Annotated in this window: 10 protein-coding genes; all 10 read left to right on the top strand. The window is 67.8% G+C overall.

All coding sequences use genetic code 11. The features are described 5' to 3' along the window. Positions 1–94 precede the first annotated feature (94 nt). The 10 genes from TSH58p_RS02060 to TSH58p_RS02015 all read left to right on the top strand — a co-directional run bounded on the left by TSH58p_RS02060 (position 95) and on the right by TSH58p_RS02015 (position 15,228). Complete coding sequence (locus TSH58p_RS02060) at positions 95–2,251, top strand: carbohydrate-binding domain-containing protein (RefSeq protein ID WP_109068778.1); 2,157 nt, start codon at positions 95–97, stop codon at positions 2,249–2,251. 843 nt (positions 2,252–3,094) lie between these two features. Continuing rightward, on the top strand, positions 3,095–3,976 hold the full coding sequence (locus TSH58p_RS02055) for a glycosyltransferase (RefSeq protein ID WP_109068779.1): 882 nt from the start codon (positions 3,095–3,097) through the stop codon (positions 3,974–3,976). Positions 3,977–4,011: 35 nt separating this feature from the next. Beyond that, positions 4,012–5,094: a polysaccharide deacetylase family protein gene (locus TSH58p_RS02050; RefSeq protein WP_109068780.1), complete on the top strand. Its 1,083-nt coding sequence runs from the start codon at positions 4,012–4,014 to the stop codon at positions 5,092–5,094. Positions 5,095–5,372: 278 nt separating this feature from the next. Continuing rightward, the gene (locus TSH58p_RS02045) at positions 5,373–5,576 is read left to right on the top strand and encodes a hypothetical protein (protein WP_109068781.1); all 204 of its coding nucleotides are present in this window, start codon (positions 5,373–5,375) and stop codon (positions 5,574–5,576) included. Between the two features lie 19 nt (positions 5,577–5,595). Continuing rightward, positions 5,596–6,819 carry a right-handed parallel beta-helix repeat-containing protein gene (locus TSH58p_RS02040; RefSeq protein ID WP_109068782.1) on the top strand — a complete coding sequence of 408 codons (1,224 nt, stop codon included), beginning with the start codon at positions 5,596–5,598 and terminating at the stop codon, positions 6,817–6,819. Positions 6,820–6,892: 73 nt separating this feature from the next. After that, positions 6,893–8,071: a GNAT family N-acetyltransferase gene (locus tag TSH58p_RS02035; protein WP_109068783.1), complete on the top strand. Its 1,179-nt coding sequence runs from the start codon at positions 6,893–6,895 to the stop codon at positions 8,069–8,071. A gap of 404 nt (positions 8,072–8,475) precedes the next feature. After that, on the top strand, positions 8,476–9,870 hold the full coding sequence (locus tag TSH58p_RS02030) for a nucleotide sugar dehydrogenase (protein WP_109068784.1): 1,395 nt from the start codon (positions 8,476–8,478) through the stop codon (positions 9,868–9,870). A 43-nt stretch (positions 9,871–9,913) separates the two neighbouring features. Next, on the top strand, positions 9,914–12,166 hold the full coding sequence (locus tag TSH58p_RS02025) for a polysaccharide biosynthesis tyrosine autokinase (protein WP_109068785.1): 2,253 nt from the start codon (positions 9,914–9,916) through the stop codon (positions 12,164–12,166). A 198-nt stretch (positions 12,167–12,364) separates the two neighbouring features. Next, positions 12,365–13,798, top strand: a complete 1,434-nt coding sequence (locus tag TSH58p_RS02020; protein WP_109068786.1) for an O-antigen ligase — start codon at positions 12,365–12,367, stop codon at positions 13,796–13,798. After that, positions 13,795–15,228, top strand: coding sequence for a lipopolysaccharide biosynthesis protein (locus TSH58p_RS02015; RefSeq protein ID WP_109068787.1), 1,434 nt, complete (start codon positions 13,795–13,797; stop codon positions 15,226–15,228). Before TSH58p_RS02020 ends, TSH58p_RS02015 begins: the two co-directional genes overlap by 4 nt. Positions 15,229–15,245 lie beyond the last annotated feature (17 nt).

Genomic DNA, 15,245 nt, shown 5'->3' with positions numbered 1-15,245 from the left:
CGCTAACCGAAAGGATGGGGTCGCACCGACCGCCTGCCGGCCCCCCGCTGGCCACCTGCGCGGTGGCGTCCCCACAAGGAAGAGAGTGCAGACCATGGACGATCTGGGTATCGACCTTCACCACCAGGATCTGACCGACCACACCAACTACGCTGGCGATCTCGGCGCCGACACGTCGCACATGACGATCAGCGAGTCCACCCTGTCCACCGCCGATGCCTTCGCGACGCCGGCCTCCCTCCTCCAGGCGCAGGCCCTGCAGACCGCGCAGCCGCTGGCGCTTGCCGATGCCGCCGCGACCGCCGACAACGCCACGAAGATCGTCATCAACGCCGCCGGTCATGTGGCGGGCGGTGTGGCCCCGCACTTCAAGGTGATGGTGGACGGCAAGGTCATCGGCGAAGGCTCCGCCGGCACCGACGCCAAGGACTTCACCTTCAACGCCAACGTCACGGCGGATCAGGCCCACAAGATCCAGATCCAGTACGACAACGACGGCGTGGCGAACGGCCAGGACCGCAACCTGATCGTCAACAAGATCACCATCAACGGCCACGCGCTCGACGCGACCGATCAGTCGGTGACCTACGACAAGGGCGCGCTCGACGGCAAGGACGTGGTGAAGGGCCAGTCCGGCATGTGGTGGAACGGCACGCTGGTCGTCGCCGCCCCGAAGGAGTATTTCCCCGCCGCGACCGCCGAAGCGGTGACGGGCGGCACGAAGATCGTCGTCAACGCCGCCGGCAACGTGGCGGGCGGCGTCGCCCCGCACTTCAAGGTGATGGTGGACGGCAAGGTCATCGGCGAGGGCTCCGCCGGCACCGCCGCCAAGGACTACAGCTTCACCGCCGACATCGCCCCCGGTCAGGCCCACAAGGTCCAGATCCAGTACGACAACGATGGCTTCGTGAACGGCCAGGACCGCAACCTGATCGTCAACAAGATCACCATCAACGGCAACGCCGTCAACCCGACCGACGCCTCCGTCACCTATGACAAGGGCGCGCTCGACGGCAAGGACGTGGTGAAGGGCCAGTCCGGCATGTGGTGGAACGGCACGCTGGTCGTCGCCGCTCCGAAGGATTTCTTCCCCTCCTCCACCACGACGCCCACCACCCCCACGACTCCGACCACCCCGACCACGCCGACGGCCCCGCCCGCCCCGTCGAACCCGAGCGGCGGGACGTCGGATTATCCGGCCACCCCGGCCTCGCAGGTCTTCTACATCGACGCGACGCACGGCAACGACAGCAACTCCGGCAACAACCCGAACCAGGCCTGGAAGTCGCTGGCCAAGGTGAACTCCACCAACTTCGCCGCCGGTTCGCTGGTCCTGTTCGAGCGTGGCGAGACCTGGACCGACAGCCTGCTGGTCTCCACCTCCGGCACCACCGACAAGCCGATCATCTACGGCGCCTACGGCACCGGCGCCGACCCGATCATCAAGGCCAAGAGCGGCGCCAGCTACGCCGTCAGCCTGAACAACAAGGACAACATCACGTTCGACAACCTGACGATGACGGGTTCGAACGACACCGGCCTGCTGCTCAACGGCGGCGCCAACAATGTGAAGGTCACCAATTCGCAGATCATCGACAACCGCGGTTCGGGCGTGGTGATCAGCGGCACCTCCAACAACCTGCGCATCGATCATTCCACGATCGACGGCAACGGCGGCTACGGCCTCGTCCACTATTCCGCCGACAACGCCAACCAGTACTTCACCAACAACATCATCAGCGACAACGGCTGGCGGACCGATGCGGTGTATTCGGGCTGGAACGGCCGCATCCTGAGCGGTGAGATCGCCGGCAACACGATCTTCAACAACGGCAGCGGCGGCGGCGACGGCCGGTCGCACGGGCTGTATCACGACCACAGCCAAGCCAACAGCACGCTGAAGATCCACGACAACGTGATCTACTCGAATCCGCGCGGCGCCGGCATCCTCGCCAAGTCGAGCACCGAGATCTACAACAACACGATCTACGGCAACTCGAACGTCGGCATCTCCATCGGCCAGAACCAGGCGACCAACGTCACCTACAAGATCTACGGCAACGAGATCTTCAACAACAACGGTGGTATCCTGGAGCACCTGAAGGGCAGCGGGTCGATCACGCTGAGCCTGTACGACAACACCTTCTACAACAACAACGGCCGCGCGGCGATCAACATCGCCGACAGCATCAAGCAGACGGTGACCAACAACACCATCTCCTCGGCCTCCAAGGCCAACCCGATCGTCTGACGACGGGATACCCTTTGGCAACGTCCGCGCCCGGCCAGTCTCTGGCCGGGCGTTGGCGTGTCTGGGGCGAGTCCGGGGCGCGTCCCGACGTCGATTCCGGCTTCCGCTCGCGACACGGAACGGCAATAATCGGAAGCACAGCCCGGCCGGCGACACCGCCTTCGCCTCTATTTCTTGTGCGTCGCACAATAGGCTGCGCGTCATCGGAGTGATGACGCCCGATCGTCACCGCCGTTCGCCGGCTTTTCATGACGATCAGCCGTTATTTCTCCACAGTGCGCGCGGCATCCCCCACTTTCTCCGAGATCGACCAAAGTGGCAGACGGCTTTCCCTTTGGGACGCTGCGAAGGGGATATTTATCTTGCACTTTATGTAGGTTTACCCGCCATCCGCCCTTTGATAGCGTCCACAGACCTATTCCGTGCCTATGCGTGCATCGGCACCGGCCGATACGACGGCCAGGGGTGTCCTAGTCCGGGATGCGGACCGGAGGGAGGCCCCCGCAGAACCGACCAGGAAAGGGACGAGACAGGGCAACAACGGCACTGAAAACGACGACAAGGACGGGACGGCCGACGCCGCAGAGGCGCCGGACCGACGGCCACCGGGGAAGGAACGCCGAAACCGCTTCCGCGCGCGTGCCGCGGAAGCGGGGCTGTGGGCGGCACGCACACGCCTCCATTCCCTGGGCCGCGGTGTCCGTGGTCCGGCACTCGGGCGACGCCCGAGGACCGGACCGCCGGACGCCGTCCGCGTCGCCACGACAAGAGGGGTGGAGACCAGGTATGAATCACGTGAGCGGACCGAGGGACGGTCGGGACACTCAATCGATCAGCGTGCTTATGGCCACCTACGCCGGCGAGAAGGCGGACAACCTTCAGGCCGCGCTGGAGAGCGTCTATACCCAGACGCTTCTCCCGCGCGAATGCGTGCTGGTGGTCGATGGACGGATCGGGGAGGAGCAGGAGAAGGTCATCGCCCGCTATCAGGCGTCCCGCGCCTGCCCGCTGGTGGTGGTGCGGCGGCGCAACCAGGGGGGCTTGGCCCGCGCGCTGAACGATGGGCTGCAATATTGCACGGGCTATCTGGTGGCCCGCATGGACAGCGACGACATCTGTCTGCCCCACCGCTTCGAGACGCAGGCGCGCGCCTTCGCCGAGCAGGGGGGGCTGGACGCGTCCTTCTCCTGGCACGCGGAGTTCGAACAGGACCCCGGCGCCATCACCTGCGTGAAGCGCAGCCCGGCGACCCATGAGGAGATCAGCCAGGGCATGAAGTGGCACTGCGTCCTGTCGCACCCCACCATGATGGTGCGGCGGCGGGCGCTGACCGCCATCGGCGGCTACCGCTCCTGCTTCGGGAATCTGGAGGACTATGACCTGTATGTCCGCCTGCTCCAGGCCGGGGCGCGCATGGAGACGGTGCAGGAGGCGCTTCTCCTCTTCCGCACCAGCATGGCCCAGCGCGTCCGCCGCGGCGGGTTGCGCTACGCCGTCAACGAATGGGCCTTCCGGGTCTGGTGCTGGCGGTCGGGCTTCCTGACCAATTCGGAGTTCCTGGCGACGGCCTCCCTTCAGATCGGCTTCCGGCTGACGCCGCCGGGCCTGAAGAGGATGCTGTACCGCTTGGTCCGCACGCCGACCGAGGCGCAGGCCATGGCCCGAATCCACACCGCCATGATGCAGCCCAAGCGTCTCGCCCCCGACGGCGCGGACGCCCTCTGACCCACTGCCCTCTGACCCTCTGCGGGAGGACATGAATGAGCGTTGCCGACGTGATTTCCGGTGGCGGGCTGGGCCGGCGGCTTCGGTGGATGGACGCGCTGCGCAACCCGCTGGGGACCGCCTGCCATCACGCCTACGGCAGCCCGGTGCTGGCCGTCGTCTACCACGCCGTCTGCGACACGGTGCCGGATCATCTGAAACACATCTACCGGCCGCGCACGCCCAAGGAGTTCACGGAGGACCTTGATTTCCTCCTGAAGCACTTCGAGCCGACGGACCTGCCCACCGTCACCGGGTCGGCGATGGGCGGGCCGGAGATCCGCCGCCCGTCGCTGCTGGTCACCTTTGACGACGGCATGCGCGAGGTGGCGGAGGTGGCGATGCCCATCCTGCGCCGCAAGGGCATCCGTCCGGCGCTGTACCTGAACCTGAACTTCCTCGACAACAAGACGCTTTTCTACCGCCACAAGGCGAGCCTTCTGGCGGAGCGGCTGAGCCGGCTGGCGGAGGCCGATCCCCGCCGCGCCGTTTGCGCCGCCACCCTGGCGCGGGCGGGCGCCACCACCAATTCTGCCGCCGCCAATTCTGCCGCCGCCAATTCTGCCACCGCCGACCCCGCCGCCGCCGTCATGAAGGTGAGCTGGCATCAGCGCGCCGTGCTGGACGAGGTCGCCACCGTCCTGGAGTTCGACACGGCCGACTTCCTGGCGACCCGGAAGCCCTATCTGACCCGCGACGAGATCGCCGACCTGATGACGGAGGGGGTGTCGATCGGCGCCCACGGCTTCGACCATCCCAACCACCGCCTGCTGACGCCGGACCAGCGGAAGGAGGAGGTGACCGGCAGCGTCGCCGGCATCCGGGAGCTGTTCGGCCCCGGCTGCGGGTCCTTCGCCTTCCCCTATTCGGACGAGGGCCTGCCCGAGGCGCTGTTCGGGGAGCTGTACGGCGATGGCGTCGACCTCACCTTCGGCACCTCCTGGCCGCGCCGGGGCGGTCCGCAGCGGCGGATTCAGCGCATCTGCTTCGAGAACGGTCCGGCCCCCGCGAAGCAGCAGCTGGTGAAGCGCCTGCTGCGCGGCGGTGCCGGCAACATGAAGCGCGCTCTGGCTGGATAAGCGGTCCGGTCTCTCAGACGCTCCCTCTCCCGCCGCGGGGAGAGGGAGTTCTTGCCGTTGTCATATGCATTGCGGATAAAATCGAAGCGGCAATTCCAAAGAGAAAGTCTGTTCCTCCCTTCGGAATGCCTCCTTATCGCGTCGTGATCGCTTAAGCGTGATCCCTTTTCATTTCCCTTTATTTGTCCGCGACGTAACACAAAATACCACAATAGGGACACGTTGCGGTTTCAGTCGCCGGTTCCCCCGCTTGTCAGGCCCCCAGCGAGGAGATCGCCATGATCGAGCATGCCACGCCGGCCAGCCCGAACCTGTTGGGTGGGGTCGCGGACGTCCTTCCGACGGACTCCGCCCCGACGGCGACGGACCGCGTCGCCCCCCCGATCCTCGATCTCCATCGGGTCGGCTGGGCACTGCTGTGCTCCGGCTGCGCGCTGGCGGCCTGGGGCCTGGCCTACGCGCTGATCCGCGTCGCCCTGTAAGGCCGCGCGAGCCGGACCCATGGATCACCTGCCCCCGCCTCCCCCCGCCATCGAGCGTCCCGCCCAGCCGTCGCTGCTCGTCAGCGGGCGCCGGGACGCCGACCAAAACGCCGGCCGGAGCGCCAACGACGCGCCGGTCTTCTACGTCGATGCCACGGACGGCGACGACCGCCGGTCGGGCCGCGGCCCGAAGGAGGCGTGGAAATCGCTGGAGAAGGTGAACGCCACGGCCTTCCCGCCGGGAAGCCGCGTGCTGTTCGAGCGCGGGGAGAGCTGGCGCGGCAGCCTCCTGGCCTCCTCCTCCGGAACGGCGGACCGGCCGGTCACCTACGGCGCCTATGGCAAGGGCGACGCTCCGGTGATCGACGCGCGGGGCGCCTCCGTCGCGGTCAGCCTGAACGGCAAGGTGAACGTCGCCTTCGACGGGCTGACCATCACCGGCGCGGCCGACACCGGCCTGCTGCTCGGCCCGCGGGCGCGCAACGTCTCGGTGACGAACGTGACCGTCGCGGGCAACGGCGGCTCCGGAATCGTCGTTGCCGGCACCGCCGACGGGCTGCGGATCGACGGGTCGGCCATCACCGGCAACGGCGCCTACGGGATCGTGCATTACGCGGCGGACAACACCGACCAGGTCATCACGCGCAACACCATCGCCGACAACGGATGGCGCAAGGACGGCGGCGTCTATTCCGGCTGGAACGGGCGCATCCTGACCGGCGAGATCGCCCACAACCGGGTCTTCAACAACGGCATCAACGGCGGCGAGGGCCGGTCCCACGGCCTCTACCACGACCAGGGGCAGGCCGGCAGCGCGCTGAGGATCCACGACAATCTGATCCACGACAACCCGCGCGGCGCCGGCATCCTGGCCAAGTCCAGCACCGAGATCTACCGCAACGTCATCTTCCGCAACGCCGACGCGGGCATCTCGCTCGGCCAGAACCGCGGGATCGACGTGACCTACCGGGTCTACGACAACGAGTTCTACGACAACAACGGCGGCGTCCTGCAGCACCAGAAGGGCAACGGCTCGATCACGCTGGAACTGCGCGACAACCTCTTCCACCGCAACGGCAAGCGGGCCGCCATCATCATCGCCGACAGCATCGGCAAAACCGTCACCGGCAACCGGGTCAGCAACGACGCAAAAACCGAAACCCGGACCGGGACCACCGCGATCCAACAGCCAGGAGGGAGCGTGCAGGAGGCATCCGGAATGCGGCCGGAATCCGTGCGCTGACCTTCGGTCCCGACGTCCGCGGGCGAGCCGCGGGCCGGGCAAAGGGACGGCGCGTTCGAACAAGGGGGGGCATGTGAGCACCAGCAGCAGCACCGTCGGTCAGTCGATCACCGACCGGCTGAAGAAAACCGTTTTCCGTTTCGACGCTTCCGATAAGGGGGAGCTGCGCGGCTTCCAGCGCAAGATGTTCGGGGAACGGGTCTGGCAGGTGGACGAGGCCTACAACCGCTGGCTCTTCGACGAGGTGCCCGACCGGGACGCGGACGGGCCGCAGGTCTGGGTGTGCAAGCGGCAGGGGCAGATCGTCGGCCAGCAATGCGGGATTCCCTTCCGCCTGAAGGCGCGGGACCGGGAAATCCCGGCCTCCTGGGCCAACAGCCTGATGGTCCTGCCGGAATGGCGGATGCGCGGCGCCTTCACGCCCTTGGCGGAGGCCCAGCTCGACAGCCGTCCGCTGTCCATGGCCATCCACATCTCCGATTCCGCCTACAAGGCCTACAGCAAGGCGGGCTGGATCGACATCGGCGCCCTGCCCGCCTACGTCTTCCCGCTGGACACGCGGCGCTGCCTGGAGGCGTCCTCGCTCAAGGGCCGCATGCGGACCATCGGGACGATCGCCGGCCCGGCCTTGCACGGGGCGCGGATCGGCGGGCATTTGCTGAGCCGGGCGACCGGGGCGCGGTTCGAGGAGATCGGGCGGTTCGACGCGCGGGCCGACGCCATCTGGCGGCGCGCCTCCCCGCATTACCCGCTGATCGCGCTGCGCGACCTGACGCATCTGCGCTGGCGCTACGACGCGATTCCCTGCGCCTCGGCCTACCGCCGCTTCATCCTGACGCGCGGGGACGAGCCGCTGGGCTACGTCGTCCTGCGCCGCGAGACCTGGCGCAAGGAGCCCTGCCTCGCCATCGTGGATTACCTGTGCGATCCGAAATGGCTGTGGGTCCTGCTGAGCCACACGCTGCGCATCGCCGCGACGGAGCGCGCGACCGCCCTCATCTGCCGGACGCTGAACACGCGGGCGGAGCGGACCTTCCTCGCCATGGGCATGATGAAGGTGCCCGACCGCGTGGGCTTCCCGGTGCGGGTGATGGCGCACGCCGGGCCGGACGCCGGCATCGACCGGGACGCCTTCGCCGACCGGCGCAACTGGCTGCTGACCATGGGCGACGGCGACGCCAGCTTCCTGATGCACAACACGCTGCCCGAGACCGCCGGGCTGCAACCGGAGGGAGTCGCCGTCCAGGGATGACCGCGGTGCGAAGGAGCCGTCCGGCCGCTGACGCGCCGGTCCGGCTCCTTTCGTCTATTCTGCCCGTGGTTACTCAAAAGGGGTTAATAAAGCACCTTTCGGGATGGTCATCCCGAAAGTCTCACAAGAAAGGTCACCCGGTCAACTGACGGTAGTTCGGCCTTTTACGACGTTTACGGCTTCCCCTTTTTCTATCACGATTGCTGGGTGCTTAGACAAAGCGGCCTAATGTATTCGGTGAGAGGAAACGCCGATCGATCAGTCCTATGAACAGCAAAAGCCAAGGCCCGTTTTCAGAACCGGACCTTGGCTTCGGTTTTGTGTCGGTAAATCTGGTCTCTGCAGTACAGCGCGGAAAACGGTGAAACCTCTACGAGCGAGAGAGTCGGGAAAGGAGACGTCTTATGTCGAGCAATGAGTTTGCCGACCTGTTGGTGAGCGGGGGTTCGGTCGGCACGTCCGGCATTCCGGAAGCCCTGGCGGCGCTGGAGTCGAAGATCGCGGCGGGCACCGCCAGCGTCGGCGTCATCGGCCTGGGTTACGTCGGCCTGCCTCTGGCGCGGCTGTTCGCGCGGGCCGGCTTTTCGGTGACGGGCTTCGACATCGATCCGGAAAAGGTCGCCAGCCTGAACGGCGGCACCTCCTACATCGGCACCGTGTCGACCGACGAGGTCCGCGGGATGATCGAGGAGGGCCGTTTCACGGCCACGGCGAACTTCCAGTCGCTGGCCGACATGGACGCCATCGTCATCTGCGTGCCGACGCCGCTGACGCGCAACCGCGAACCGGACATGAGCTGCATCGAGGTCACCACCCGGCAGATCGCCCAGGTGCTGCGCCCCGGCCAGCTGATCGTCCTCGAATCGACCACCTACCCCGGCACGACGCGCGAGGTGGTGCGCCCGATCCTGGAGAAGACCGGCCTCGTCAGCGGCACGGACTTCCTGCTGGCCTTCTCGCCTGAGCGCGAGGACCCCGGCAACGAGACCTTCACCACCGCCCGCATCCCGAAGATCGTCGGCGGCGAGGACCCCAACGCGCTGCGCATCGCCTGCTCGATGTACGGCCGCGCGCTGGAGCGCGTGATCCCGGTCTCGTCGCTGGAGGCGGCCGAGGCGGTGAAGCTGACCGAGAACATCTTCCGCTGCGTGAACATCGCGCTCGTCAACGAGCTGAAGGTCGTCTACGACGCGATGGGCATCGACGTGTGGGAAGTGATCGAGGGCGCCAAGACGAAGCCCTTCGGCTACATGCCCTTCTACCCCGGCCCCGGCCTGGGCGGTCACTGCATCCCGATCGACCCCTTCTACCTGACCTGGAAGGCCCGCGAGTTCGACGTCGCCACCCGCTTCATCGAGCTGGCCGGCGAGATCAACACCCGCATGCCGCATTACGTGGTGGAGCGGCTGTCCCAGGCCATGGACTCCAAGCTGGGCCGCGCGCTGCGCGGGTCGCGCATCCTCGTGCTCGGCGTCGCCTACAAGAAGAACATCGAGGACATGCGCGAAAGCCCGGCGCTGAAGATCATCGATCTTCTGCAGGACCGCGGTTGCGAGGTCTTCTACTACGACCCGCACGTGCCGGAGCTGCCGGAGACGCGCCGCCTCGCCCGCATGGCCGGCACGCCGTCGGTCGCGCTGGAGGAGATCCGCGACGGTGCCTTCGACGCCGCGATCCTGTGCACCGACCACGACTCCTTCGATCTGAAGGCCTTCCTGGACGGGCTGCCGCTGATCGTCGACACCCGCAACGCCTTCGGCAAGGCGGGCATCGTCGACGAGAAGATCGTGAAGGGCTGACCGCCGGCCTGGACCCTAAACGACCGATCCTCAGGAGAATGGGATGGCCGCGTACACTCATGTAGACGGAGCCCTGGGGTCCGAAGCCAGCACCCGGGAGGTCGCGCTCCGCGACCTCCTCCAGGTGCTGCGCCGGCGCCGGAGCACGATCATCGCCAGCGTCCTGTGCTGCACCGCGCTGGCCACCACCGGTGCCCTGCTCTATGAGCCGCGGTTCACCAGCCAGGCCGTGCTCATCATCGACCCGCGCACGACGGAGGTCACGGACATCAACGCCGTGATCTCCAACCTGCCGCGCGAGGCGGCGGCGATCCGGACCGAAATCGACATGATCACCTCCTCCGCCACCGCCGCCAAGGTGGTGGACCGGCTGGGGCTGGTCCATGACCCGGAGTTCAACGGCGCCATCGAGCGGCCTTCGGCCATCGACCGGGCCATCGCCGGGATCAACGACACCGTCGGCTACGACCTGTCGCCGCTGCGCCAGCAGATCACCGGCTACCTGAACTCCGCCGGCATCGGCGTGAAGGAGCCGACGACGCCGGAGAAGGAGCGGGCGGCGGTCATCGCCGACGTCCGCCGCGGCCTGTCGGCGACCAGCGACGCGCAGTCCTACACCATCCTCGTCTCCTTCAAGGCGAAGGAGGCGGACAAGGCGGCGCGCATCGCCAACGCCTTCGTGGACGAGTATCTGCTCGACCAGCTCCAGACCAAGCAGGAGGTCAACCAGCAGGCCAACAAGTGGCTGGAGGACCGCATCAACGAGCTGCGCGCCCAGGTCGAGGTGTCGGACAAGGCGGTGCAGGACTACCGCGCGCAGCAGGGCCTCGTGCTCGGCGGCGCCGGCGGCGAGACCTTCCTGTCGCAGCAGCTGGCCGAGCTGAACCGCGCCCTGGTCGTCGCCCAGACGGAGCGCGGCCGGGCGGAGGCGCGGGCGCAGAACGCCCGGATCGTCGCGCGCAGCCCGACCCAGGGCAACGCGGCGGAGATCCTCGGCTCGCCGCTGATCCAGCGGCTGGGCGAGGAGGAGTCGGGCATCGCGCGGCGGCTCGCCGAATACCGCACCCGCTACGGCGACCAGCATCCGGCGGTGCAGGCCTACGTCAACCAGTTGACGAACCTGCGCCAGAAGATGCGCGAGGAAGCCACCAAGATCATGGCGGTGATCAACAACGAGGTCGAGATCGCCCGCGCCCGCGAGCGCGAGCTTGAAGCCGCGTTGAAGAAGCTGACCGCCGAGACCGCGGGCGAGCTGGGCGCCAACGTCCGCCTGGCCCAGTTGCAGCGCGAGGCCGACGCCAACCGCCGCGTCTATGAAGGTCTGCTCCAGCGTCTCGTCGAAACGCGCGAGCAGGACGACCTTCAGCAGCGCGACGCCCGCGTCGTGTCCAAGGCGGAACCGCCGCTGGAGCCGTCCACGCCGGGCAAGAAGCTGTTCGTCGGCGGCGGTCTGGCCGTGGGCTTGCTGATCGGCATGTTCCTGGCCTTCCTGCGCGACCATCTGAACAAGACCTTCCGCAACACCCAGCATGTGGAGGAGACGATCGGCGTGCCGGCCATCGGGCTGGTGCCGTCCCTGCCGCATCACAAGAACGCCAAGCCGGAGGATTACGTCCTCGACCGTCCGCGGTCGGAGTACAGCGAGGCGGTGCGCGCCATCGGCGTGTCGCTCTACGCCCGCGGCGCCCTGAACACCGGCTCCGTGGTGATGGTGACCTCCGCCGTTCCCGGCGAGGGCAAGACCACCGTCTGCCTGACCCTGGCGCGCATGCTGGCGGCGTCCGGCCGGCGGGTCCTGCTTCTGGAATGCGACCTGCGCTGCCCGCGCATCGGGGCCGTGCTGGGGGACAACGCCCCGGGCGACCTGAGCGACCTGATCGTCGGCAAGGCGGAATGGCAGGACGTCGTCCAGGTGGATGGCCGCAGCGGGCTGCACTACGTCGTCGGCCGCCCGCATTGCGACCACCCGCAGGAGCTTCTGGGGTCGGAGAAGCTGGCGAGCATCATCAAGTTCGCCTCGCTCGAATACGACTGCGTCATCCTCGACACCCCGCCGATGGCGGTCGTGGCGGACGCGGGCGTGCTGACCCGGTCGGCGACGGAATGCCTGTTCGTGGTGCGCTGGGAGCAGACGCCGCGCGCCGTCGTCCAGCGGGCCATCGACCGGCTGACCGAACTCGGCCGCGACGTGACCAGCGTCGTGCTGAGCCGGGTGGACCTGAAGAAGCTGGCCCGCACCGACGCGTCGGAAGAGGCCTACGGCATGAACGAGGCGCGCCGCTACTACACGCGCTGACCATGACGTGACGGCGGAAACGCCCGGCGCGATTGCGTTTGGTCATCTTAGCCCTCTCCCCTCTGGGGAGAGGGTGACCCGCAGGGTCGGTGAGGAGGTTGTGCATGGCGGTAAGTCCGGCAGCGGCGCAACCCCCTCACCCTGACCCTCTCCCCGGAGGGGAGAGGGAAATGGATGCGGGTTCATCGGGGGAACAGGATGAGTGCAACGCCATTTCCGCGAAACCGAGCCGCTCTGGCGGCGGCGCCCGCTGCGGACGCGCCGCCCGCCCGGCCACGGACGCCGCCGCTCCTGCGCAGCGCGGCCGATCTCACGCCCAGCCTGTTCGATCAGGTGGTGTGCGCGATCGGCCTGATCCTGCTGTGGGACGCGCTGCTGTCGGTGATGATGTCCGCGCCCTCGCAGCGCTTCATCCTGCGCGCGGGCGGCGCGCCGGAGTCCTCCGGCGACACCATCAAGCAGCTCATCTTCGCCGGCCTCTACGCCACGGCCCTGCTGCGGATCGTCATGCTCCACGGCGTTCGGGCCTTCCGCTATCTCAGCATTCCCATGGCGCTCATGGTGGTGCTGGCCATCGCGTCCAGCCAATGGTCGCATGACCCGTCGCTGACCATCCGCCGCAGCGTGGCCCTGGTCGGCACGACGATCTTCGGCCTCTATGTCGGCCTGTCCTACGGCGAGGTCGCGCTGGCCCGGCTGATCCACCGCGCGGTCTTCGTGCTGGCGGTGCTGAGCGCGCTGCTCGCGGTCGGCCTGCCGAGCTACGGCCTGATGCCGGCGGAGCAGGGATCGCAGTGGCGCGGCGTCTTCTCCCACAAGAACGGTCTGGGCGACGCCATGGCCTTCGGCCTGACCGCCGGGCTGTTCGTCCTGCGCTCCCGCCCGGTGACCGATACCATGGCGCTGGTCTGGCGGCTGGGCACCTTCGCCATCATGGCCGGCTGTCTCGCCATGTCCGGCTCCGCCACGGCGCTGATCGTCGCCATGGCCGGCATGACCCTGGTGATGCTGGTCACCCACCGGCAGGACGCCGGGTCGCTGGCGCTGGAACTGTACGGCGGCACCATGGTCATCATGCTGGCCGCCATCTTCGCGCTGCTGAACCTGGAAAGCATCGTCGCGCTGCTCGGCCGCGACATCACGCTGACCGGGCGCACGCTGATCTGGGACTTCGCCTTCCGGATGATCGAGCAGCAGCCGGTGCTGGGCTATGGCTTCAGCGCCTTCTGGTCGGGGCTGGACGCGCCGGGCGCGCTGTTCTGGCGCACCTCGGGGCGCTTCGACATCCACGCCCACAACGGCTTCATCCAGACGACGCTGGACGTCGGCCTGCTCGGCCTCGGCCTCTTCCTGGTGGCCTATGTGATCTACCTGTCGCGGATCGCCCGGATCGTCCCGGTCGACCGCAGCGGGGCGGCGCGCTGGCACATCGTCTTCGCCATGATGCTCCTGCTGGGCAACGTCGCGGAAAGCAGCCTGCTGATCCAGAACGGCCTGCTGTGGTTCCTCTTCACCGCCTTCCAGACGCGGCTGGCCAAGACGGTCCACGCCCACGCCCTGACCCCGCGTCCGGCGGCGGGACGGCGGCCCAAGCTGCAGAACGGCATCCCGGTGGCGGAGTCCCGGCCATGATGTCGAGCGGCTTCGCCTTCTTCGCGACCCGGATCGCCGTCGGCATCCTGGGCTTCGCGGCGGTCGCGGTCTTCTCGCGCATCGTCACGCCGGAGGCCTACGGCCACTACGCCCTGGTGATGGCGGCGGCGGCGGCGATCAACGCCTGCGGCTTCTCCTGGATGGGCCTGTTCGTCCTGCGCAAGTGCGGCGGCGACGCGGCGGAGCGGGACGCCTGGCTCTCCACCGTGGTCACCGCCTTCCTGGTGGTGGCCTGCGGGGTGCTCGCCATCCTGGGGACGGTGGTGGCCTTCTACCCCGGCATGAACGGCATCGACTATGTGCTGTATCTGCCGGTCATCGCCATCCTGATCTCCTGGTTCGACCTGTCGATCCAGATGTCGCGGGCGCGGCTGAAGGGCTCCGTCTTCGCGGCGAAGTCCTTCGCCAAGGCGCTGTTCGGGCTGGCGCTCGGCTCCGCCTTCGTGCTGATCGGCTGGAAGGAGGAGGGGCTGCTGCTCGGCACCAGCATCGGCTTCCTGCTGGTCACCGCGATCTGGCTGCGCTCCGACCTGAAGGGCATCTCGCTGCGCTGGCCGGCGCGGGAGCGCGTCGGCCTCCTGCTGACCTTCGGCGGCCCGCTGATGCTGAGCCTGATGGTCGGCTGGGCGCTCGATTTCGCCGACCGCTTCCTGATCTACTGGTTCATCGGCGAGGCCGCGGCCGGCGCCTACGCCATGGCCTTCGACCTCGCCAAGCAGCCGATCATGCTGGTGGCGTCGGCGGCGTCGCTGGTCACGCTGCCGATGGCGTCGCGCGCCTATGACAGCGCCGGCCCGCGCGCCGCGCGCCCGATCATGGCGCAGAACCTGACGATCCTGCTGCTGGTCTGCCTGCCCCTGGTGCTGATGGAGGTCATCTCCGCCCAGGGCATCGTCGGGCTGCTGCTCGGCGAGGCGTACCGCGAGACCGGTGCCGCGATCATGCCGATCGTCGCCCTGTCGGTCTTCATCAGCATCCTGCGCATCTACCACTTCGACCTGTCGCTGCACCTGACCAAGAAGACCGGCTACATCCTGAAGCTGACCATGCTGACGGCGGTGCTGAACATCGGCGCCAACCTGTTCCTGATCCCGCGTTTCGGCGTGATCGGGGCGGCCTACGGCTCGCTGGCGGCCCAGCTCGGCTGGGTGGTGGCCGCGGCCATCCTGATGCCGCGCGCCGGCGTCCTGGCGGTGCCGGTGAAGGATCTTCTGAAGGTGACCACCGCCGCCCTGCTCTTCGCCGCCGGGCTGGAGATCGCGGCGATGGAAAGCGACCTGCTGCTCGTCCAGCTCGCCCCGGCGGGCAGCCTCTATCTGCTGGCCCTGGCCGTGCTCAACCCCGCCAACCTGATGGGTCAGGTGCGGATCGGGCTGGCCCGGCTGAAACGCACCCGATCCCCGGCATGAACACCATGAACAGGCGT

The organism is Azospirillum sp. TSH58 (assembly GCF_003119115.1).
GTDB lineage: Bacteria > Pseudomonadota > Alphaproteobacteria > Azospirillales > Azospirillaceae > Azospirillum.
This window is presented reverse-complemented; position numbering and strand designations above follow the sequence as displayed.

Bases quoted from the DNA above. Each gene is read 5' to 3' on its own strand.
- TSH58p_RS02060 (WP_109068778.1), top strand. From the start codon at position 95: ATGGACGATCTGGGTATCGACCTTCACCACCAGGATCTGACCGACCAC.
- TSH58p_RS02055 (WP_109068779.1), top strand. From the start codon at position 3,095: ATGGCCACCTACGCCGGCGAGAAGGCGGACAACCTTCAGGCCGCGCTG.
- TSH58p_RS02050 (WP_109068780.1), top strand. From the start codon at position 4,012: ATGAGCGTTGCCGACGTGATTTCCGGTGGCGGGCTGGGCCGGCGGCTT.
- TSH58p_RS02045 (WP_109068781.1), top strand. From the start codon at position 5,373: ATGATCGAGCATGCCACGCCGGCCAGCCCGAACCTGTTGGGTGGGGTC.
- TSH58p_RS02040 (WP_109068782.1), top strand. From the start codon at position 5,596: ATGGATCACCTGCCCCCGCCTCCCCCCGCCATCGAGCGTCCCGCCCAG.
- TSH58p_RS02030 (WP_109068784.1), top strand. From the start codon at position 8,476: ATGTCGAGCAATGAGTTTGCCGACCTGTTGGTGAGCGGGGGTTCGGTC.
- TSH58p_RS02025 (WP_109068785.1), top strand. From the start codon at position 9,914: ATGGCCGCGTACACTCATGTAGACGGAGCCCTGGGGTCCGAAGCCAGC.
- TSH58p_RS02020 (WP_109068786.1), top strand. From the start codon at position 12,365: ATGAGTGCAACGCCATTTCCGCGAAACCGAGCCGCTCTGGCGGCGGCG.
- TSH58p_RS02015 (WP_109068787.1), top strand. From the start codon at position 13,795: ATGATGTCGAGCGGCTTCGCCTTCTTCGCGACCCGGATCGCCGTCGGC.